A 21,196-nucleotide genomic window follows, 5' to 3' on the forward strand; every position below is an offset into this window, starting at 1 on the left:
AGCGGCCGCCGATGCCGGGTGGGCAACGGCCGGCGGGGTATCCGAACCAGCCGCGTGGGCCGCAGGGGCCGGGCGGCCGTCCGGCGATGCCGCCTCCGCCGCCTGGTGGCCGCCCGCCGATGCCGCCGCACGATCCGCGGGTTGGTCCGCCGCGTCCGGCCGGGCCGCCGCAGGTGCCGCCGCCCCGCTTCGGTCCGCCTCAGGAGAACCTTCCGCGTGGCCCGCACAACCAACCGCCGAGGGCCTTCGACCAGCCTCGACCGATCGATCGCGCGCCGGAGCAGCCGCAGGGGCACCGTCCGGCACCCGGCGAACAGGGTCTGCCTCCTGGACAGCGTCCGCCTGCCACGCCGACGGAGCAGCCCGCCGGCCCGCGGCCGGTCGAACAGGCGCCTGCCCACCACCACGCGCCCGAGCCGGCGCGCACGGACGAGCAGAACCACGCCGGAGAGCAGGTAGCCGAGGACCGGGCGGGCCGGCAACCGGCCACGGCCGATCACGCGGCTGAGCGCACACCCGCGGCAGAACGACCTCCCGAAGAACCAGCCGCGGGGAAGGCCCCTGCCGAACAGCAGGCGGCGGCTGAACGGTCTGGCGAGACCGCCGCGGTCGACCAGTCGGCGCGGCGATCGGGCGACGAGCAGCCCGCCACCGAACGGCCTGCTGAGCAGTCCGCTGCCGAGCGCGCGGCCGAGCAGGTGCCGGCCGAGCACTTGGTGGAGCAGACGCCCGCCGAACAGACGCCCGCCGAACCGGTGCACGACGAACAGGTGCCTGCCGAGCACGGGGCTCCTGAGCACGCGACCGAGCAGGCGACCGGCGAGCAGGACGGCTTCGGGGTCGAAGACCCCTCCGCGCATGAACCGGCGCACGTCGTCGACGAGCCGTATCTCACCGACGAGCACTTCCACACCGACGATCCCGCCGGGGTTCGGCGGATCGAGGACACCTTCATCGACTCCGGGCGGCAGAGTCCCGAGACCGGTGAGTGGCGGCACGAGCAGGTCCGCCGGGAGGCGCTCCTCCGGCGCGACGAGTTCCATCCCGGCATGTCCGACGACGGCGCCTTTGCCGTGCACGCCTACACGCGCCACGAGCTGGTCGGGCCGCTCAACCGGGCACTGCGGTTCGGTGGGCCGGAGCTTGCGGGCCTCGCGCCGCAGGCCGGGGCGCTGGTCTCCGGGTTGAACGAGATGCCGCCGCATGTCGGGACCGTTTCGCGGCGGATCGACTTCCAGGGGGATCCCGCGCGGGTCCAGGCTTTCCTCGGGCGGTTCCACGAGGGTGCGCACGTCACCGAGCCGTCGTTCCTCAGCTCGTCGAAGGTCGATGCCGAGCACCCGCGGAGCATCTTCCCCGGCGAGGTCGAGATGCGGATCGAGTCCCGGTCCGGGCGGGACGTCGAGTCCATGGCCAGCATCGGGCGTGAGCGCGAGGTGCTGTTCAAGGCCGGGTCGCAGTTCGAGATCACCGGGATCGAGAAGGGGCCGGGTCACCCGGAGCACCCCGATTACGTCCGCGGTTCCGGCGGCACCATGGACCAGCCGCAGTGGATCGTGCACGCCGAAGAGGTCACCGCCGGCGATCCGCGGCACCTCGGTGAGGCCGACGCGCAGCACGCGATCGACGAGCGGCGGGCGCAGGAGCGGGCCGACGAAGGGCGGTTCCAGCGTGAGGCCGACGCCGAGACCGAGAAGTTCTACGCCGAACACCCCGAGCTCAAGCCGAGCGGCAACCTGTTCAAGCTGCTCGGCGGGGACGACGCCGACACGCCCGCGCCCGAGCGGCGGGTGCCGGCGACCCGCGAGCCCGAAGGTGGCTGGTCGCGGCTCGCCCAGCCGCTCACGCCGGGCGGCGAGCCCGTGCTCCACGCCGGGTCCGTCGAGAGCCCGCAGCAGCACGCGCGGCTCGTTCGCGACGCCGTTCCCGAGCTCGGCTCGGTCAACTCCCGCAACCACTACGGCCCGGACGCGCTCGACCACGGCTTCCGGACCAACTCCGCCGAGTCGATGGTCGCCTTCGAACGGCGGATGAACGGCGAAGACGTCGTCGCCGGGCCGGGCACGAACCAGAGCCTCGCGCACGTCGGCGAGCAGCTCGGCGGGCAGTGGAGCGGCCGCGACAGCTTCGGCGACGTCGCCCATGACCTGGGCGAACGTCCGGTCGGCGCGCGGACGGCCGTCGCCTTCGAGACCGACGGCGAGACGCGGCTGGTCGCCGGGGTGCACACCGAGCACGGTGTCGTGTTCGCCGATCCGGTCACCGGACGTCTGGCCGAGCTGCCCCACGACGCCACCGGCATCCACGAGATGCCGCTGGGCGGCGGGGACGCGCCGCACCACGCGCCGGAGATCGCGGACCGGCTCAACCCCACGCCCGAGCGCGTCCCGCACGACGAGGGCTACCTCTTCGACGGCGAGCACCACGCCACCCCGGCCGACCACGAGAGCATCCGCCGCGCGGTCGGCGACGACGGCGTCTACCAGGACGTCCACGACCGCGCGCTCGCCCGCCGGGACGCCGCCGGGCTGCCCCTGACCGACGAAGGCGCCGTCGCGGTCCACGGCTACACCCGCGGCGAGTACGCCTACAACGTCAACGACGCCCTGCGCCGCGGCCCCGGCCATCCCGGCTTCGACCTCGCGCAGGCGAACGCCCGCGCGATCGTCGACGGCCTCGGCCAGGTGCCGCGGACGTCCGGGGAGACCGTCCGCGGCATCGACGTCGGCGGCGATCCGCGGCTGGCCGAGCTGGTCGCCGGGCCGTACGAGCCGGGTGCGGTGGTCGTCGAGCCCGCGTTCTCCAGCGCGTCCATCAAGACCGGTGAGCTCTCGACGTCGAAGTTCGGGGACGACGTCGAGCTGCACGTCCGGTCGGACAACGTCCGCGACATCTCGAAGCTCGCCGAGAACCCGGGCGAGCGCGAGTCGCTGTCGCCGCCCGGGACACAGCTGCTGGTGCACGACAAGCGGCTCGAGATCACGCCCGAGGGCCGCCGCAAGTGGGTGATCGAGGCCGAGGAGATCGGGCCCGGCCACCCGCGCTACCTCGACCCCGAGGCCGCGCAGCAAAAGATGGCCGAGCGGCGTGCCGAGAACGAGCACAACGCGGCCGAGTTCGACCGGCGCAAGCAGGAGTCGATCGCCGAACGCCTGGGCGGGCTCAACGGGCCCGTCGCGGAGCACCACCAGCCGGAGCAGCCGAAGGTCAGCGACGTCCTCGACGGCCCGGCCGAGCACATCGAACCAGCGCCGTTGCACGACTACTCGTCGCTGGCGCGCGCGACGAACCCGCCCGCCGAGCCGGCCATCCACGCCGGCGCGGCGACGCCGGCGGAGCGCGCGGCCTACGTCCAGGACCGCCACCCGCACCTGCGCGAGGTCAACCCGGGCTTCCACGAGCCGGGTGCACTGGAGAACGGCTACGTCTCCAACTGCACCCGCGGCCCCGAGGCGTACTGGGACCGGCTGCACGGCGGCGACGCGACGGCCGAGCCGATCCCGCTGCACGAGATGGGCACCCGCGGCACGCTCGAGCACATCGAGAGCCGGTTCGGCGAGACGTTCTCCGATCGCGCGAGCTACGACGACGTCATCCGCGAGATGCGCGAGCGGCCGGTGGACCACCACGCGGTGGTCGCGGTGAAGTACGAGGGCCGCGGCGGCGTCGAGTACGGGCACGTCGCGATGGTCGTGCACACCCGCGACGGCGTCGCGTTCATCGACCCGCAGTCCGGCGACCTGATGCACCTGCCGCAGCCGCCGAAGGACATCAAGCTGCTGCACGTCGGGACGCCGGGCACCGAGCACGTCCAGACCGAGGTGCACGGCGAGCACGGCGGCTACGGCATTTCCGAACCCGGTTTCCTGGACCGTGACGACGTCGCCGCGGCGCTAGACGGCCACGCGGACGCGGACTACATCCGCGCCCACCTGCCGGAACACCCCGAGCTGGCCAGGATGCTCGCCGACCCGGCCAACGACTACCTGACGCGCTCGCTGCTCGACAACCCGAAGACGCTGGCCAGCCTGCTCAAGCACCCCGAGGCGATCCCGATCCTGGAGGACGCCGTCCACGAGGTGAACGAGCGCGGGTACAGCGTGGTCGACGACGTCGAGCACCAGGGTGTCGAGCAGTTCGACCCGACTCCGGAGCAGGCGGAGATCTCCGCCGACGTCGCGGCGATCGCCCACGACACCCCGGAAGCGCAGCTGCAGCACGAAAGCTTCGACCAAGGCAGGATCGGCGATCCGGAGTACTGCCGCCAGTGGGTCGCCGAAGAACGTGAGCGCTGGCCCGAGACCCAGGGCACGCTGAACCGGATCACCGAACGCATCGCGGGTGAGACCGACGGCCACGCGGGGTTCCGGCCGGAACCGAAGGACGACGTGCGGGCTCTGGCGAAGATCGAGAAGCGCAACTGGGACGGTTCGCTGCTGCACGACCTCGTCGGCACCAAGATCCAGTTCGAGCAGGTGGCGGACATGTACCGCGCGCTGGACGCGGTGCGCAACGATCCCGAACTCACGATCGTCGACTTCTCGGACCGGCTGGCCAGCCCGCAGGACAGCGGCTACCGGGACCTGCAGCTCAACGTCCGGCTGCCGAACGGGCACGTGGCCGAGCTGCGGCTGCACCTGACGCACATCGACGACGTCGCGTCGTACGAGCACGCGCTGTACGAGGTCCGCCGCGACTTCGAGACCTTCAGCAAGAAGGACGGCCGCGAGGGCGTCCTTTCGCCGGAAGAGGCGGCGCTCGACGCGGCGTTGACCGAACAGGTCCGAGGCCGTTTCGAGGAAGCGTTCCGGCAGGGACTGTCATCCGAGGGGAGTAGCTGATGGCCATCCAGGAGCCCACGTTCTACCGGTACTACGCCCAGACCTATCGGATCGACAAGGTGCCCAACGGCGGTCTGGCGGGCACCCTCCTCGACCTGCAGACGGGTTTCTTCGTCCAGGACGGCAGCCACATCCGTGAGGTCCTGCGGGCCACCACCGATTCGAACATCAAAGGTCCGATGAGCGAGGAAGACTTCGTCCGGGAGACCGAAAAGCTGCGGAGCCGGTACCTGACGGGCGACGGTCCGATCTTCGCGCTCTACGAGACCGTGAAAGGTATAGACGACGTCGCTGTCCGGGAAGGACGCCGCCGGACCCCGCAGGAAACCGCGTTGGTCCAGGCACTCTGGAAGCGGACCTTCAAGATGTGGGAAGACGAAGCCACCCGTCGTGCGGCCGGTGAGGCGCCGACGTTCGAAGCCAAGCCGCGCTACCCGAGGCAATGATTCACGTGGAACAACGACTTTCGCCCGATGAGCAGCGTGCCCTCCTGGTGCAGCTGGGAAAGCTCGTGCGCGCGCACCGGGCCGACGCCGAGCGGCCGGCCGTCGTCGACTTCCGGCAGGTCGGGAAGCACGTCGAGATCGAGGGGCACAACTCGGCGACGCCGGACGAGCTCGCCGACCTCTTCGGCCGGCTGCGGCAGGGGATGTACACCGAGGAGCGCGGGACCTGGCTGCAGGCGCGGTTCACGCTCGTCCCCGACGGCAGCTTCGACTTCGACTTCGCGCTCGACGACGATCCGGTGTGGACGGACCCGCCCGAGGCGGCGGCCTACCCGGCGGAGCTCGGCGAGTTTTGGGTGGGCCTGGATGAGTATCTTGGATTGGTGGTGTTGTGCGCGCAGCGTTGCTTCGGTTTTTGTTTTCTGGTAATGCGGGATTGCCGGTGGGTTGAGACTGAATGGTTGCTAAGTGATTGATACTGAGGTGCTGTTGGTGCTGTAGTATTTTCTGGAGTGCGAGGTTGTTGAATGGCTCTGCTTTGTCTAGGTTGTTTGTCTGCTTGCACGCTCTGCTGCTCTGCATTTTTGTTTATTTTTATTTAAGATTCTGTTTGTTGTTGTTGTTTGTCACTCACACACACACATGCCTGAGTCCAGTCTGTTGCTGTGTCATGCCTGTCTATTTTTTTTTGTTTGTTGTTGTTTGTTGTTGTTCTGTTTATTAGTTTTTTTTTTTTTTGTGTCACATTTAATATTTTTATTTTTTCTGGAGGAGCATTTATTTTTTATTTTGTTTGTTGAGGAGTTTCTGTTTGCCTGTTTTTAGTGCTTGCTAGCATGAGAGGAGTTTGTTTGTTATTGCTGGAGTTTTCACACATTTATATTTTATTTGTTTATTTTTTGGAGTTTATTTTTGTTTGTTTTCATGAAATTTAGTGCTTTGTTGTTTGTTTTTTTTTTTTTTTGTTGTTGTTGTTTTTATTTAGTAGATTTTGTCTTTTTTGTTTTTGTGTCAGATATTTATTTTTATTTTTGTTGTTGTTCACTGCATTTTTTCTGCCTGCCCACACGCCGCCCATTGGCAGCCGCCGCCATGAGTGTCTGTTCTCTCATTGTTTGTTAGGCAGACACACACACACGCGCGCGTGTGTGTGTGTGGAGTGTCGCTTTTCCATGAGTTCTCATTATCGCCAGCGGAGCCAGCATGAGTCTGCCATATACACACAGCTGGAATGGAAGATGCAGCCATCTTTGTCCGATCGCTTCCGTGACACACCTGATAAGCATTTTTTCCTACTTTGCGCCTCAGCGCTCGGCGACAGCGCGCCCACCCTGGTTCTTCGTCCCGCTACATTCGAGGACACGCCGACCTCCCAGCACCACTCTACGTCCACGCCGATCCTCCCCGACGGCGCCGCCCGGCTTCGGCGAGGACCCGCCCGCCTGGTGCGCCCAGCTGGCCTGCTCAACGGCGCACCCGCACCCCGGCGGGCTCTCGGTGCCGGTGGCGTTCCCCGGCCAGGAGAACTGGCGTGAGGTCGTCGACCCCGAGTACGTGAAGGCCGGGCTCGGCGAGCTGGGCGTGCCGCTGCAGGCCGTCGCGGGCTGGGTGAAGGTCGACGCCGACGGCAACCAGACCGGCGAGGAGCGGGAGAACCCGGAGTACAAGGCCGGGCCGATCCGCCGCGGGTACCCGAAGCCGGAGAACACGCTCGAGACGCTGCTGTCGTTCGCCAGCGTCGGCTGGCTGACCCGGGAGCTGCTGCTCATCGGGCTGATCCGGTGCGAGGTGTTCGTCCCGCTCGACCTGGAGACCGGCAAGACGGACCGGTTCTACTTCGCCGAGGAGCGCAACGAGCTCAAGGTCTTCAGCTCGACGCGGCACCTGCCCTCGCGCGAGCACGGCTGGTGGCGGGTCGACGTCGCCACGCTCGCCGAGTTCGAGCACCCGCCGAACCTGGTGATCAACGGCGGCCCGACGACCATCGAAGACGTCTCCAGCGGGGAGCTCGCCGAGATCGTCAAGCGGTTCCCGCGGCACGAGCCGCGCATCGACGTGCACGGCCGCTGCCCGGAGGCCGAAGAGGACCTGATCCGCGTCGCCGCCGACACGGCGTCGCGGATGGGGTTGCCGGCCCCGGTCCGGCCGCCGCTCGCCGCGGCCGAGCGGGCCCGCAAGCGCGGGTACGAGCTCACCGCCGAGGAGTGCGCGAAGACCGTGCTCGGCGAGTCGTGGCTGAAGCGGATGACCATGCCGGAGCCGCCGCGCAGCAAGCCCAACGACCTGCGCGCGAACGGGCTGGCCCCGACCTACGACAACGCCGGGCGGCCGGTGCCGCGGCTGGACACGTTCGGCAAGTACTTCGAGCGCGACCTCGACGGGTTCCGCTACGGCTGGCAGCGCGTCACGGGCGCCTACGTCGGCTTCGCCCTCGGCGAAGCACTCGGCGCCGCGGTCGACCGCATGCCGCTCCACGACATCCACGCGCAGTACGGCATCGAGGGTGTCACCGACCTGGTCCAGGCGTTCGACCAGCCGGGCCGGATCGGCTCGCTGACGCAGCGGCTGCTGTTCTACACCGAGGCCGTGATCCGCAGCCCGCACCGCGAGCAGCCGGAGTCCCGCGAGGCCGAGCAGCTGCTCCCCGACGTCACGCGCGGCGCGCTGCAGCGCTGGCTGAAGACGCAGGGCGCGCCGCTGGATCACCCGGACGGCTGGCTCGTGCAGGTCACCGACCTGCACGCCCGCCGCGACGCCGACGACGCCGAGCTCAACGCCTACCACCAGCTCGCCACCGGGGCCGGCGGCACGCCGTTGACCGGCCCGGAAGCGCTGATCCCCGCGTTGGCCGCCGCGCTCACCATGGCCGGCCCCGGCAGCGGGCTCAGCGGCGGCGCGCGCCAGGCGGTGCGCGAGATGGCCGGCGTGACCCACCCCGGCGAGCCCGATCTGGCCGCCGCGACCTACCTGAGCTGGCTGTTCGAGCAGGCCCTGACCAAGGACGCGTTCAGCTTCCCGATCTGGAACCTCGGCCGGGAGATCCTCAACCCGGACAACCAGTTCCAGCAGGGTCCGGAGTGGACCGAGATCAAGGAGATGGTCGCCGAGTCGGTGCCGTTCTTCGGTGAGCACGGGCTGCCCGACCTGCGGATGCCGGAGCTGATCGGCGACGGCAAGAGCACGCTCTCGGTGCTCGGCCGCGCGTTCGCCGCGTTGTCCGGCTTCGAGAACTACCCGGAGCAGGCGCTGCTGCGCGCGGTCAACCACTCCGGCCGCAGCGCGCTCACCGGCGCGATCGCCGGCGCCCTGCTCGGCGCGCGCACCGGCATCCCCGGGCTGCCGCAGAAGTGGGTCGATCAGCTGGAGCTGCGCTACCTCGTCGAGAACGTGGCTTCGGACGCCTACTGGCACTTCGACCGGCACTCGGCGCTGAGCGCGCAGGGCGACCAGTGGGTCGAGCGGTACCCGCGGCATTAGCGCGAGGATGGGGAGAATGAACGAAGAGGAAGCCGTCGCGCGCGTGCGGGAGTGGCTGCGCACGCGGCCCGGCGGCGACCGGCTGCGGATCCGGCCGGAGTACACCGCGCGGCGGCCGGACGGCTGGCGTTTCACGGTCAACACCGCCGGTTACCTCGACGGCACCGACGTCGGCGCGGGGCTGGTCCCCAGTCCGGTGCTGCTCGTGCCGGACGACGGCGAGATCACCTACGACCTGGCGGCGATGGCGGGCACCCCGGCCGAGACCGAGTGGCGCCCGGACGTCGACCCGGAGTTCGACGAGAAGGCGTTCCCCGAGCTGGGCATCCCGGCCCGGGCGATCCGCGGCTGGACGGAGTACTCACCGTTCGGCGAGGCGACCGGCGGCCGGCGCGGCAACGACGGGTACACCCCGGGCCCGGTCTGGCGCGGCTTCCCGAAGCCGGTGACCGACGCCGAAAAACTCCTGAACTACCTGGGCGCGAACTGGATCAGCCGGGCCGAGTTCGCGCACGCGCTGCTCGACACCGAGGTCCTCGTGCCGACGCCGGACGGCGAGCCGCTGCTGCGGCCGGTTCCCGGGACCTCGGGCCACGAGGTCATCGCCTACAGCTCCTCGGCGAAGGTGCCCGGCCGTTATCCGCAGCGGTGGCGGGTGGTCGTCCGCGAGCTGCTGCGGCACCGGCCGGGAACCGGGCTGACGCTCGATCCGGGCACCGGGCTCGTCCGCAGCCTGGCCGCGACCGAGCTGGCGGACGTCCCGGAGGACACCGAGCCGCGGCCGTGGATCGACGAGCCGGCGCCCGAAGCCGGGCCGGAGGTCGCTGAGGCCCTGCCCGCGCTGGTCGGGGAGTTCGGCATCGAGCCGCCGGACCTGCTGACCCGCCACTTGCGCTACGCCGTCGACCAGGCCCGCGACCACCGCGTCGAGCTGACGCCGGAGGAGTGCGTCCGGTACCTGCGCGGGTTCGCCTGGCAGCACCGCAACGGCGTCCGGCGCCGGGCGGGCCAGGACCCGGAATGGCCGGCCGACCTGGCCGGGAACGGCCTGATCGCGCACGTCGGCGAGGACGCCGGCGCGCGGCCGGTGCCGTGGACGTTCGGCAAGTTCTTCGCCCAGGGCACGCTCGGCGCACGCTTCGCGTGGCACCGGATCGTCGGCGCGTACGTCGGTTTCGCGATCGGTGACGCGCTCGGCGGCGGCGCCGAGCCGGGCGGCCCGCTGGCGATGGGTGGCCTGACCCGGCACCTGCTGTTCCACACCGACGCCGTGCTGCGCGGCCTCCCGCCCGTTCCCACCGGCGAGGTGCCCGCGACGCTGCCCGAGCCGGATCCGGTCGGCTGGCTGGCCGTCGCGACCCGGCACGCCGGGCCCGCGCCCGCGGAGTTCTCCTCGCTGCTGGCCACGGCCTTGGCCGCGACGCCGGCCGGCGCGGTGGCGCTGGCGGACGTCGACGGCGAGCAGTACGCGAAGGACGTCGCCCGCGAGCTGACCGGCAGTGCGGCCGGGACGGAGGTCACCGACGGCGTCGAGCTGCTGGTGGCGCTGTTCCAGGCCCTGCTCACGCGGGAGGAGTTCGCGCCGCCGGTGCACCTGCGGCTGCGGGAGCTCGGCGGCGAGCAGGCGGCCTCGACGCTGGCGCTGCGCGAGAACCGCGACGCCGACGACGTCACGCAGCTCGAAAGCATCGGTGACGGCCGGAGCGTCCGGTCGGTGCTGGGCCGGGCGTTGTTCGCCGCGGCCAAGCGCGGCCACGACCCGGAGGCGGCGATCACGCTCGCCGCGCGGTCCGGCCCGGTCGCCGGCGCCCTGGCCGGAGCCCTCGTCGGCGCCCGGCTCGGCGTGCCCGGCCTGCCCGCCGCCTGGGTCGCGGCGCTGCCCGACCTCGGGCTGCTCGACGACGTCGCGAGCGACGTCTTCTGGTACTTCAACCGCAACGGCCTCCAGACGGAGACGGCCGAGCACGCGCGGTGGGAGCGCCGGTACCCGAGCGGCCGGTTCACCCCGAAACCCTCCTCGCACCCTGCTCCGGCGGGGCCGGACCGGCGGTCCCGGCTGCGCGGCAGCCTGCTGGCCGGCGCCATCGGCGACGCGCTCGGCGCGAAGACGGAGTTCGACTCGATCGACCGGATCCGCGAGATCGCCGGGCCGGACGGGATCACCGACTTCATCCCCGCGTACGGCGGCGTCGGCCGGATCACCGACGACACGCAGATGACGCTGTTCACGCTCGAAGCGCTGATCCGCGCGCACGCCCAGCGGCGGCACACCGGCTCGGCCGACGTCGTGCACTCGCTGCAGCTGGCCTACCAGCGCTGGCTGCACACCCAGGGTGTCGCGTGGGACCGGGCGCGCGGGCCGCGCTCCGACGTCGAAGCGCCGGACGGCTGGCTGGTCACGCACCAGGAGCTGTTCAGCCGCCGCGCGCCGGGGCTGACGTGCTTCGGCGAACTGGAGGCGTACGGCCGCTCCGGCGTCCGCGGCACCATGGACCGGCCGGTGAACAACTCGAAGGGCTGCGGCGGGGTGATGCGCGCGGCGCCGGTCGCGCTCTGGTCGGACGACCTCGCCGAGGTGTTCCGGCTCGGCGCGGAGAGCGCGGCGCTGACCCACGGTCACCCGAGCGGGTATTTGTCGTCGGGCTGCTTCGCGGTCATCGTGCACGAACTGCTGCACGGAAGGGCACTCCTCGACGCCGTCGCGACCGCGCGGGCCGAGCTGGTGGAGTACCCGGCGCACGAGGAGCAGAGCGCGGCGCTCGATGCCGCGCTGGCGCTGGCGGAGCAGGGACCGCCGACGCCGGAGAAGGTGGAGTCGCTCGGGCAGGGCAACGTCGGGGAGACGGCGTTGTCGATGTCCGTGTACGTCGCGCTGACCACGGCGGACGCCGACACGGCGCTGCTGGCGTCCGTCAACCACAGCGGGGACAGCGATTCCACCGGGTCGGTCTGCGGCAACCTCGTCGGCGCGATGTACGGCGAGGAAGCACTGCGGGGGAGCTGGCTCGACCGGCTCGAGCTCCGCGATGTCATCGTCGAGCTGGCGGACGACGCGCTCACCGAGTTCGGCGCGGATGCGCCGGACGAAGACCGGTGGTTCGCTCGGTACCCGCTCGACTAGATTTCTGGGGTCACTGGGGTCAGGGGAGGACAAAACGTGCGTTACCGGGTCGAGGTCGCCGAACGCCCGGACGGCCTGTACGCCGCGTGGGGTGAGGGGACCTACCGCGCGCAACGCTCCACCACGGACGGCACGGTGCTGCTGTCCGTGCTGCCGGACGACGAAGCACCTGCCGGCTTCGACAAGGAGCACGAAGGCCATCCGGCGCGGGTGGTGCCGGCGAGCGAGGTGCCGGCGACGTTCACGCTGCGCACCTTCTGCGAGTACGACGACGAGATCTTCGAGGTCGCTCCGGGCGAGCGGCCCGAGCTGACGCTGCGCTGGGTCCGCGACGACGCCGCGCGAGCGGCGCAGCTCGGCCTGACCGACTTCTCGGTGACCGTGCCGGCGAAGCGCGTCCAGTCGATCTGGCAGGCGCGGCAGGACTTCACCGAAGCGCCGGACGCACGCCCGAAGCCGGGCGAGGGCGACCAGAACGCGCTGCTGCGGGCCATCGGGCGGACGCTGCTGCACACCGTGCCGGGCGGCTGGACCCGCGTCGGCGCGCAGTTCCGGCAGGTCGGCGACTACGCCGAGATCGAGCTCCGCGCGGTCGGCGACGAGGACGGCCCGGTTTCGGTGTCGCTGCCCGCCGTCCCGCGTCTCGGCGGGCTCTTCGCGCGGCTGCGCGCGTCGATGTACCAGCCCGAGTCCGGGACGTGGTTCCAGGGGACGTTCACGCTGGACTCGGCGTCGCAGTTCGACTTCGACTTCGACGCCGACCGCGAGCCGGACTGGCGCGTCCCGCCGAACGACGGCGGCCGGCCGTCGACCGCGGCCTACGAGCTGGAGCTGGCGACGTTCCCGCGCTCGGCGAAGCACCTGCCGTCGTGGCTGACCGCGCGCGCCGGGCTCCCGCTCGACCTGACCTTCCGGCTCGCCCGGGCGGCCGATTCGCACGCCGAAGGCGAACGACCGGTCGTCAACCGGCCGCCGGTGCCGCCGGACCAGGTCCGCGGCGTGCTCGACTACCTGTTCCGGGCGCCGGTCGCGCTGCACCGGCCCACGCCGCTGCCGGACATCTTCGGAGTGCCAGGCGCGAAGCCGGAAGTGCCGAACGCGTTCCACACCGACGGCACCTGGATCTGGCCCGCCGCCGTGCCGCACTACCTGCGCAAGTACGGCGTGCCGCCGGAGCCGGAGCTGGTCGAGCACGTCCGGGCGGCCGGGTTCCGGCCGCCGTTCGTCGGCGAGCTCGTCCGGGCGACGGCGGAGGCGGAGGTCGCCGGGCACCCGCGGCCGCCGCAGACGGCCGCCGACCTGCCCGACGAGCGCGCGCTCACCCGCGTCGCCCAGGGCGAGCAGGTGCGGAACCTGAAGGGCGCGGAGACGCTGGAGCTGCTCCAGCAACGGCTCGCCGAGCACGGCGTGCCGGCCGCGGCCTACCGGATCGGCGCCATGGAGACGCCGGCCGAAGGCGTCTGGACGCTGCGCCGCGCCGAGAACGGCTGGGAGGTCTCGCGCCCGCCCGCCGACGAGCCGGTGGCGTTCACCTCGCTCGGTGACGCGGCCCGGTTCCTGCTCGGCGTGCTGCTGATGCAGCCGGTGCGCCCGGCGGAGGAGTCCGACCAGCCCGCCGACTGGCCGATCCTGCCGATGCGCGGCGAACCGCCGTTGAACTTCTACCGCGGCAAGCGCCTGATCGTCCTGCCGCCGGGCACGACGGTCGTCCGGTTCGGCAACGAGACCGGCAACCTGGTCCACGCCGAGCCGACGCGGTTCGTCGAGACGTCGCTGGCGTTCGAGCGCGAGCGGGAGAAGCGGCTGTACCGGGTGCTGCGGTCGGTGCGGGTGCTGACCGGCGTCACCGCGCCGTGGAGCGGGATGCCGGGCGGCGCGGTCGCGTACCTGCTGCCGCGGCCGCTCGCCCAGCACCTCGAGACGGGCTCGCTCAGCCGGGTCTGATCAGGAGGCCGTGATCAGGACGGCGGGCGACCACCAGTAGTCGGCGAGCGGTTCGACGACGACGTCGGTGAAGCCCGCCGTCTTCAGCTGCTCGGCCCAGGCCGCGGCCGGGTGCTCCCAGTTCGTCCGCTCCTGGCCGGCGACCAGGCCGAGCAGCACCGGCAGCAGGAATCCCTGCGCGACCAGCGAAGCGTCTTCGCCGTACTCCGCGACCCCACGCTCGTAGCGCTCGACGAGCGAGCGCAGGTGCTCGGGCGATCCTTCGGTGAACTCCGGGACGTCGAACTCGGCCAGCACCAGCGTCCCGGCGCGCAGCTGGAGCGCGCGAAGCACCTCCGCGCGCTGCTCCGGCTCGATGGACTGCAGCGCGAACGTCGACTGGACGAAGTCCCAGCCGAGATCGTCCCGGGCCAGGAACTCCTGCGCGGTCGACTGCCAGCACTGCGCCGCCGGCACCCGTTCGTGGACGCCTTCGAGCAGCGCGGCCGACGGCTCGACCAGGTCGATCCGGCTCGGCACGTGCCTCGCCTGCTCCAGCGCGGGCACGACGGCCAGGCCGTCACCACAGCCGAGGTCGAGCAGCGATTCCGGCTTCCCGGCGTCGTAGCGGGCGGCGAGTTCGGCGCTCAGGGCCCGGTAGAGGCCCACGTTGCCGCCGCCGCGGATGAACGCCGTGAACGCGCTCGGCGCGTCGTACACCGGCGCGGCGCCGTCGCCGGCGAGGTAGGTCCGCAGTTCGTCGGCCAGTGAAGAGCCGTCGCGGCCGGCTCGGGCGGCGAGTTCAGTGGCCTGGTCGCGGTCACCGGCGCGGTAGGCGGCGAGGGCGTCGGCGAGCAGCTCGATCGAGGTCATGCTCAGGAGATATCAGAACGGGACCCAGAGCGTCACCCGAGTGCCCCCGCCGGGGCTCGATTCCACCAGGGACGTCCCGCCGACCTCGGCCAGCCGCGCGGTGATCGACTCGCTGATGCCGAAGCCGGCCGGGCGGTCGTCCGGGCTGAAGCCGGTGCCGTGGTCGCGGGTGATGACCGCGATCCCGCCGTCACGCGCCTCGACCCGCACGACGACCCGGTCGGTGCCGGAGTGCTTCATGGTGTTCCGCAGAGCCTCGCGGACGGCGTCGCGGATGGCGATCTGCCGGACCTCGGACAGCGTGTCGTCGTCGAGCTCGGCCACCACGAGCTGGGCGCGCAGCCCGTCGCGCGCCATCTCGGCGGCGAGCCCGGCGAGCTTCTCGCCCAGCGGCCGGGCCCCGGCTTCGGCGCGTTCGGACGCCGCCGACTCGATGGTGTGCCGGATCTCCATCGCCTGCGCCCGGGCGAGCCGCTGGATCTCGATCAGCCGCTGCTCGGGGTCGGCGCTGCCGGACAGCGCCATCGCCTCGAGGGTCTGCAGCACGGTGTCGTGCAGCATCCGGTGCTGCTGGGCGCGCTCGGCGAGCCGGCCGTTGCGTGTGCCGTAAGCCAGCGCCAGTCGGGTGCCGAGGCCGGTGAGCACCAGCGCGGCGGTGGCCAGGAACATCAGCGCGAGCAGCGCGGAGTACGTCGAGAACGCGGCGTCGACGTGGAACTGGCCGGTGTTCAGCCAGTTCGCCAGCATCCGCAGCGGGAAGCTGATCAAGGCGAAGACCAGCCCGGCCGGGACGCCGAGGGCGAGCGTCAGCAGCCCGGCCTCGCCGAAGAGGTGGATGCTGCTGACGGCGAGCGCGTCGAAGTACACCCCCTGCGGCACGGTCAGCGCGAGGACCAGCGGCGAGAGCACGGTGAACGCGATGTCGACGGCGAGCAGCTTCCCCGCGTCGCGGCCGTGGAACGGCGCCGAGCGGAACATCCAGCGGAAGCCGACGACGTTCAGCACGACCGAGAGCAGGGTGAACACGCCGACCGGCAGCAGCCCGGTCGTCCCGTGCTCCAGCACGTGGACGCCGAACTGGCCCGGCACCGCGAGCAGCCGGTAGGCGAGCGGGATGAGCACGACGTACCGGGTGGCGCGCAGCAGCAGGCCGTCGCGCTGGGCCGGGTCGATCGGCCCGGCCATCTTCGAGATCCGCTTCAGCGCGTGGATCGGGGTCGGGTCGCCGATCTCGTCCGAAAGCTCGCTGGTGGCCGTCGCGATCGCCGGCGCGCCTTGCCGCAGCAGCGCCACGAAGAAGCTGCCCCCGCCCACCACTTTCGGCGAGTCGGGCGCTTCGGTGGACATCGCGCAGACAACTCCCTGGTCACATCGGTGAGCCGAGGTCCGGAGTATCCCCAATCCGCGGCGCCGAGGTCCAGCTTTCGACGGAATTCACCGTAGGTTGGTCAGGAGTTCCCGATTCCCTCCGCGCGCGCCCACTTCTTCAACTCCGCCACGGCGTCGTCGTGGTCCAGCGGCCCGCGGTCCAGCCGCAGCTCCTTGAGGAACTTCCACGCCTTGCCGACGTCCGGGCCCGGCTTGAGGCCGAGCAGCTCCATGATCTCCTCGCCGTTGAGGTCCGGCCGCACGCGGTCGAGGTCCTCCTTGGCCTTGAGCGCGGTGATCCGGGCCTCGAGGTCGTCGTAGGTCGCCTGCAGCGCGGCCGCCTTCTTGCGGTTGCGCGTGGTGCAGTCGGCGCGGACCAGCTTGTGCAGCCGGGTCAGCAGCGGGCCGGCATCGGTGACGTACCGGCGGACCGCCGAATCCGTCCACTCGCCCTTGCCGTAGCCGTGGAACCGCAGGTGGAGGAACACGAGCTGGGAGACGTCGTCGATGATCTCCTTGGAGAACTTCAGCGCCCGCAAACGTTTGCGGGCCATCCGCGCGCCGACCACCTCGTGGTGGTGGAAGCTCACCCCGCCGCCGGCCTGGAACTCCCGCGTCGCCGGCTTGCCGACGTCGTGCAGCAGCGCCGCCAGCCGCAGGATCAGGTCCGGCTCCGACGTCGGCTCGTGCGAGGACTCCAGGTCGATCGCCTGGGCCAGCACGGTCAGCGAGTGCTGGTAGACGTCCTTGTGCTGGTGGTGCTCGTCGATCGCCAGCCGCATCCCGGAGACCTCGGGCAGCACCCGCTCGGCCAGCCCGGTGTCGACCAGCAGCTCCAGGCCCGGGCGCGGGTCGGCGGCCAGCAGCAGCTTCGACAGCTCGGCCTGCACCCGCTCGGCGGTGATCCGGTCGATCTCCTCGGCCATCGACGTCATCGCGTCGATCACCCGCGGCGCGGCGGTGAAGCCCAGCTGGGCGGCGAAGCGCGCGGCCCGCAGCATCCGCAGCGGATCGTCGGCGAACGACTCCTGCGGCGTCGCCGGGGTGTCGAGCACCCGCTCGGCCAGCGCGTGCAGGCCGTCGTGCGGGTCGATGAAGGTCTTGGACGCCAGGTCGATGGCCATCGCGTTCACCGTGAAGTCGCGGCGCAGCAGGTCGCCCTCGATGGTGTCGCCGAAGGTGACCTCGGGATTGCGGCCGACGCGGTCGTAGGTGTCCGCGCGGAACGTCGTGATCTCGAGCTGCATGCCCTTCTTCGTCACGCCGACCGTGCCGAACGCGATCCCGACGTCCCAGACGGCGTCGCCCCACTCGCTGACGATCTTCAGCACGCGGTCCGGCCGCGCGTCCGTGGTGAAGTCGAGGTCACCGGAGCGCCGGTCGAGCAGCGTGTCGCGCACGCTGCCACCGACGAGGTACAGACGGTGACCGGCCCTGGCGAACCTTTCCGCCAGCTCTTCCGCCAGGGGAGGGATGTGCATCCGCTCCACCACCGCGTTCTGCTTGGCGACCACGTCGTTCACGGAAAACCCACTACTTTCGGGTGCGATTACTACAGGCACCACCGGACAGGACACGGAGAGCCAGCCTACCGGGGCAACCGTTTGCTCTAGCATCGCAGCATGTCTGGATCAGCCGGCCGCCCCGGCGCCTCGAAGCCGCGGAGGCGGCGGAGGCGGCAGCGCGGCAGGCGCCTGACCACGGTCGACGAGACGTCGGCCGGTGGCCTCGTGCTGGACGAGGCACGCGAACAGGCGGCGCTGATCGGCCGGCTCGACCGGCACGGCAGACTGCTCTGGTCGCTGCCCAAGGGCCACATCGAGGACGGTGAGACGGTGGAACAGACGGCCGTGCGCGAGGTGAAGGAGGAAACCGGCATCTCCGCGCGGGTCCTGCGGCCACTGGGGACCATCGACTACTGGTTCGTCGCCGAGAAGCGGCGGATCCACAAGACCGTGCACCACTTCCTGCTCGAAGCGCTCGGCGGTGAGCTGTCCGACGAAGACGTCGAGGTCACCGAGGTGGCCTGGGTCCCGCTGGCCGAGCTGGAGACCAAACTCGCTTACTCCGACGAGCGGAAGCTCGTCCGGAAAGCCAAGGAACTTTTGGCGCGCCCGGACGTCCACGGACGAGACGAGCACGCCCCTGAGGGAGCCCCCGAGTGAAGCGGTTCGCCGCAGCCTTCCTTTCCGTCCTCTTCCTGGCCGTCCCCGCCCTGGCCGGCGCCACGGTGGCCGACGCGGAAGAGGGCGCCCGACTACGCGTCGAGCTCAACGAGCTCAACCCGCGCGTGATCACCGGTTCGACGACGACGCTGACCGTCGCCGGCACCGTCACCAACACCGGCGACCGCAAGGTCACCCGGCCGCAGGTGCGGCTGCAGGTCGGCGAGCGGCAGACGACCGAACGCGGGATCGGCGACGTCCTGTCCGGCGCGGTCATCAAGGACAGCCCGCTGACGGACTTCACCTCCGTCGCGGACACCCTGGAGCCCGGGCAGAGCGCGCCGCTGAACATCTCGGTGACGCTGACCGGCCCGCGCGCGGCGCAGTTCAGCCGCCCCGGCGTCTACCCGCTGCTGGTGAACGTCAACGGCACCCCCGAGTTCGGCGGGCCGGCCCGGCTGGGCGCGGTCAGCATGCTGATGCCGGTGCTGGCGGGGCCGGGCAAGACGGTGAGCCGCGGGTCCGGGGCGCCGAGCATGACCCTGCTCTGGCCGCTGACCAGCAGCGTCCCGCACGTCTACGCGTCGCCGCTCGGCGGCAGGGCGGTGCTGGCCGACGACCGCCTGGCCGACGAGATCGGGCCGGACGGCCGGCTGAACGCGCTGGTCACGGCCGCGCACACGGCGGTGCAGGGCGACCCGAGCCTGGCCCGGTCGATGTGTTTCGCGCTCGACCCGGACCTGCTGGCGACCGTCGACGCGATGAGCCGCGGCTACCAGGTGCACACCGACGCCGGGACCATCGACGGCAAGGGCGCCCAGACCGCGCAGACGTGGCTGGCCGCCGTCCGTTCGCTGGTCGGCAGCCGGTGCGTGGTGGCGCTGCCCTTCGCCGACGCCGACCTGGACACCGTCTCGCAGATCCGTCCCGGTGACGCGACCCTGATCGCCCAGGCGGCCGCCGGCGCGGCCACGATCCAGGGGCTGACCGGCGTCACGCCGCAGTCGGGGGTGCTCTGGCCGGACGGCACGCCGAACGCGTCCGTGCTCGCCGCGCTGGCGCAGGCCGGGATCCGGACCGTGCTGACCGACGCGGGCAAGCTCGCGCCCGCCGCGGCCGGCGGCGGGGTGACCGTGCAGGGCAGCACCGTCCGCGCGCAGCCGACCGACTCGCTCATCTCCTCGGCGATGACGGGCGTGCCGACCGTGCCGGACTCGGTCACCATGCCCGCCACCACCGAGGCGGCCGTCACGAGCCAGAACGGCCTCGGCGCACTCGCCTTCCGCGCCGGCCTCGGCCTGCCCGCCGGGCAGGACCGGCCCGATCACCTGCTGGTCGCGCCGCCGCGGCGCTGGGACGCCCCGGCCGCCGAGCTCACCGCGTACCTGCAGCAGGTCGGCAACTTCCTCGACGCCGGGCTCGTCACGGCGACCTCGCTCCCGACGCTGCTGGCCACCGACCCGGCGGGCCCCGGCCCGGTCGGCGACGGCGGCCAGGCCGCGGCCGCCGACCCCGCCGTCGTCTCGACGCTGTCGAGCCTCGACGAAAAGACCACCGGGCTGGCGAGCGCGATGCAGCTGGATCCCACCAAACGGGTGAAACCGGACGACGTCGTCGCGCCGGTCCGGCTGGCCGAGCTGCGGGCCGCGTCGACGTCGTGGCGGGGCCTGCCCGCCGATGCGGCGACCGCGAACGCACGGGCCGATCTGGCCGCGATCAGCGAACAGGTGTCCGTTTCGCAGCCCAAGCAGACGATCGCCCTGGCCTCGGGCAACTCGCCGCTGCCGGTGTACGTCAGCAACGACCTGCCGGTCGGGATCAACGCGCGGTTCGTGCTGACCAACAACACCGGCCTGCGCTCCGATGACGCCAAGGCCCGGTTCTTCCCGGCCGGCGGCGGCAAGAACTACTTCCTCCCCGTCGAGGCGCTGCGGGCCGGCCGGTTCAGCGTCGATGTGTCGTTGCGCACGCCGACCGATACCCCTCTCGGGTCATCCGCGCGGTTCGAACTGACGTCCACGGAGTACGGCGCGATCACCATCATCGCGACCGTCGCCGCAGGTGCGGCGCTGCTTCTGCTCGCCTCCCGGCGCATCTACCGGCGGGTAAAGGACGCCAAGGCCGGCCGGGGCCCGGTGGACTGATCCCTCGGCCTTTGAGTGTTCCGGGCGGTTCCCGATTACCCTGGGTCCGCACGCACGCGGCGAACGGGCCGCGGCGCCGGGGACCGAGCACTGAGGATTGGGCACGCGTTGGAGAGAGAGCCGGGCCTACCACCCGAGCGTGCGAGTCGTCCTCGGCGCGAAGGCGCACCGCCCCCGCAACGCGGGGACGGGCCGCCCCGCGCGGCCCAGCCGGGCCGCCGCCAGCCCCCGCCGAAGCAGCAGCCGCCTCCGCCACCCCCGGAGCGCGGCCGCCGCCAGCCGCCCCGCAACGGCCACACCCGCCAGATGCCCCGCGAAGACCAGCCGGTCCGCGAAGGCCGTCCGCCGCGCGACGACCGGCCGGTCCGTGACGGCCGCCCGCCGCGGGAAGACCGCGCGGAACCCCCGGTGCGTGACGGCCGGGCCGCCCGCGGCAAGCCGCCGGTCCAGGACGACCGCCCGGTCCGCGAACGCCCGCCCCGGGACGACCGGCCGGGCCACGACGAGCGACCGGCGCGCCCGGTCCGCGACCAGCGCCCCGGCCCCGACGACCACCCCGGCCGGGAGGACCGCGCGCTGCGCGACGACCGGCCGCCCCGCCGCGTCCCGCCCCCGCAGGGTCCGCCGCCCCAGGGTCCGCCGCCCCAGCCGCCGCGTGGCGGGCAACCGCCGCGCAACGCGGCCGGTCCGGCGCCCACCCGCGTCCAGCCGGTGCCGCCCATCCCGCCGCCGCCGAACCCGGCGGGCCCGCCTCCGCAGCAGGGCCCGCCAGCGCACCAGGGGCGGCTGCCGCAGCCGGCCCCGCCGGTGACGCCTCCGGTCGCCGTGCCGCCGGCGA

The 21,196-nt window shown here is 71.6% G+C and carries 11 protein-coding genes; 8 read left to right on the plus strand and 3 right to left on the minus strand.

Annotated features, from left to right (window positions below):
• The first annotated feature begins 716 nt into the window (after positions 1 to 716).
• The 6 genes from OHS18_RS30670 (at position 717) to OHS18_RS30695 (ending at position 13,829) form a co-directional block, all read left to right on the plus strand.
• Positions 717 to 4,841 (plus strand): toxin glutamine deamidase domain-containing protein, encoded by a 4,125-nt coding sequence (locus tag OHS18_RS30670; RefSeq protein ID WP_328613235.1) that lies wholly within the window; start codon positions 717 to 719, stop codon positions 4,839 to 4,841.
• On the plus strand, positions 4,841 to 5,287 hold the full coding sequence (locus tag OHS18_RS30675) for a hypothetical protein (RefSeq protein ID WP_328446732.1): 447 nt from the start codon (positions 4,841 to 4,843) through the stop codon (positions 5,285 to 5,287). Before OHS18_RS30670 ends, OHS18_RS30675 begins: the two co-directional genes overlap by 1 nt.
• 5 nt (positions 5,288 to 5,292) lie before the next feature.
• Positions 5,293 to 5,763: a hypothetical protein gene (locus OHS18_RS30680; protein ID WP_328613236.1), complete on the plus strand. Its 471-nt coding sequence runs from the start codon at positions 5,293 to 5,295 to the stop codon at positions 5,761 to 5,763.
• Between the two features lie 979 nt (positions 5,764 to 6,742).
• Positions 6,743 to 8,764 carry an ADP-ribosylglycohydrolase family protein gene (locus OHS18_RS30685; RefSeq protein WP_328618606.1) on the plus strand — a complete coding sequence of 674 codons (2,022 nt, stop codon included), beginning with the start codon at positions 6,743 to 6,745 and terminating at the stop codon, positions 8,762 to 8,764.
• A gap of 16 nt (positions 8,765 to 8,780) precedes the next feature.
• On the plus strand, positions 8,781 to 11,885 hold the full coding sequence (locus OHS18_RS30690; protein ID WP_328613237.1) for an ADP-ribosylglycohydrolase family protein: 3,105 nt from the start codon (positions 8,781 to 8,783) through the stop codon (positions 11,883 to 11,885).
• A 36-nt stretch (positions 11,886 to 11,921) separates the two neighbouring features.
• On the plus strand, positions 11,922 to 13,829 hold the full coding sequence (locus tag OHS18_RS30695) for a TNT domain-containing protein (RefSeq protein WP_328613238.1): 1,908 nt from the start codon (positions 11,922 to 11,924) through the stop codon (positions 13,827 to 13,829).
• Here OHS18_RS30695 and OHS18_RS30700 read toward each other — a convergent pair whose 3' ends face one another.
• The 3 genes from OHS18_RS30700 to OHS18_RS30710 all read right to left on the minus strand — a co-directional run bounded on the left by OHS18_RS30700 (position 13,830) and on the right by OHS18_RS30710 (position 17,572).
• Positions 13,830 to 14,681, minus strand: a complete 852-nt coding sequence (locus tag OHS18_RS30700) for a class I SAM-dependent methyltransferase (RefSeq protein WP_328613239.1) — start codon at positions 14,679 to 14,681, stop codon at positions 13,830 to 13,832.
• Between the two features lie 12 nt (positions 14,682 to 14,693).
• Positions 14,694 to 16,028, minus strand: a complete 1,335-nt coding sequence (locus OHS18_RS30705; RefSeq protein WP_328613240.1) for a sensor histidine kinase — start codon at positions 16,026 to 16,028, stop codon at positions 14,694 to 14,696.
• 101 nt (positions 16,029 to 16,129) lie between these two features.
• A complete protein-coding gene (locus OHS18_RS30710) occupies positions 16,130 to 17,572 on the minus strand; it encodes a CCA tRNA nucleotidyltransferase (RefSeq protein ID WP_328613241.1) in 1,443 nt (480 codons plus the stop codon).
• Positions 17,573 to 17,671: 99 nt separating this feature from the next.
• Here OHS18_RS30710 and OHS18_RS30715 point away from each other — a divergent pair, with 99 nt between their 5' ends.
• Entirely contained in the window at positions 17,672 to 18,214 is a 543-nt protein-coding gene (locus OHS18_RS30715; RefSeq protein WP_328446717.1) for an NUDIX hydrolase, read from the plus strand.
• A complete protein-coding gene (locus OHS18_RS30720) occupies positions 18,211 to 20,358 on the plus strand; it encodes a DUF6049 family protein (RefSeq protein ID WP_328613242.1) in 2,148 nt (715 codons plus the stop codon). The genes OHS18_RS30715 and OHS18_RS30720 overlap by 4 nt, the downstream gene beginning before the upstream one ends.
• The last annotated feature ends 838 nt before the right edge of the window (positions 20,359 to 21,196 follow it).

It is taken from the genome of Amycolatopsis sp. NBC_00355, assembly GCF_036104975.1.
In the GTDB taxonomy this organism is placed as follows: Bacteria; Actinomycetota; Actinomycetes; order Mycobacteriales; family Pseudonocardiaceae; genus Amycolatopsis.

Bases quoted from the DNA above. Each gene is read 5' to 3' on its own strand.
- OHS18_RS30705 (WP_328613240.1), bottom strand. From the start codon at position 16,028: ATGTCCACCGAAGCGCCCGACTCGCCGAAAGTGGTGGGCGGGGGCAGC.
- OHS18_RS30675 (WP_328446732.1), top strand. From the start codon at position 4,841: ATGGCCATCCAGGAGCCCACGTTCTACCGGTACTACGCCCAGACCTAT.
- OHS18_RS30690 (WP_328613237.1), top strand. From the start codon at position 8,781: ATGAACGAAGAGGAAGCCGTCGCGCGCGTGCGGGAGTGGCTGCGCACG.
- OHS18_RS30715 (WP_328446717.1), top strand. From the start codon at position 17,672: ATGTCTGGATCAGCCGGCCGCCCCGGCGCCTCGAAGCCGCGGAGGCGG.
- OHS18_RS30700 (WP_328613239.1), bottom strand. From the start codon at position 14,681: ATGACCTCGATCGAGCTGCTCGCCGACGCCCTCGCCGCCTACCGCGCC.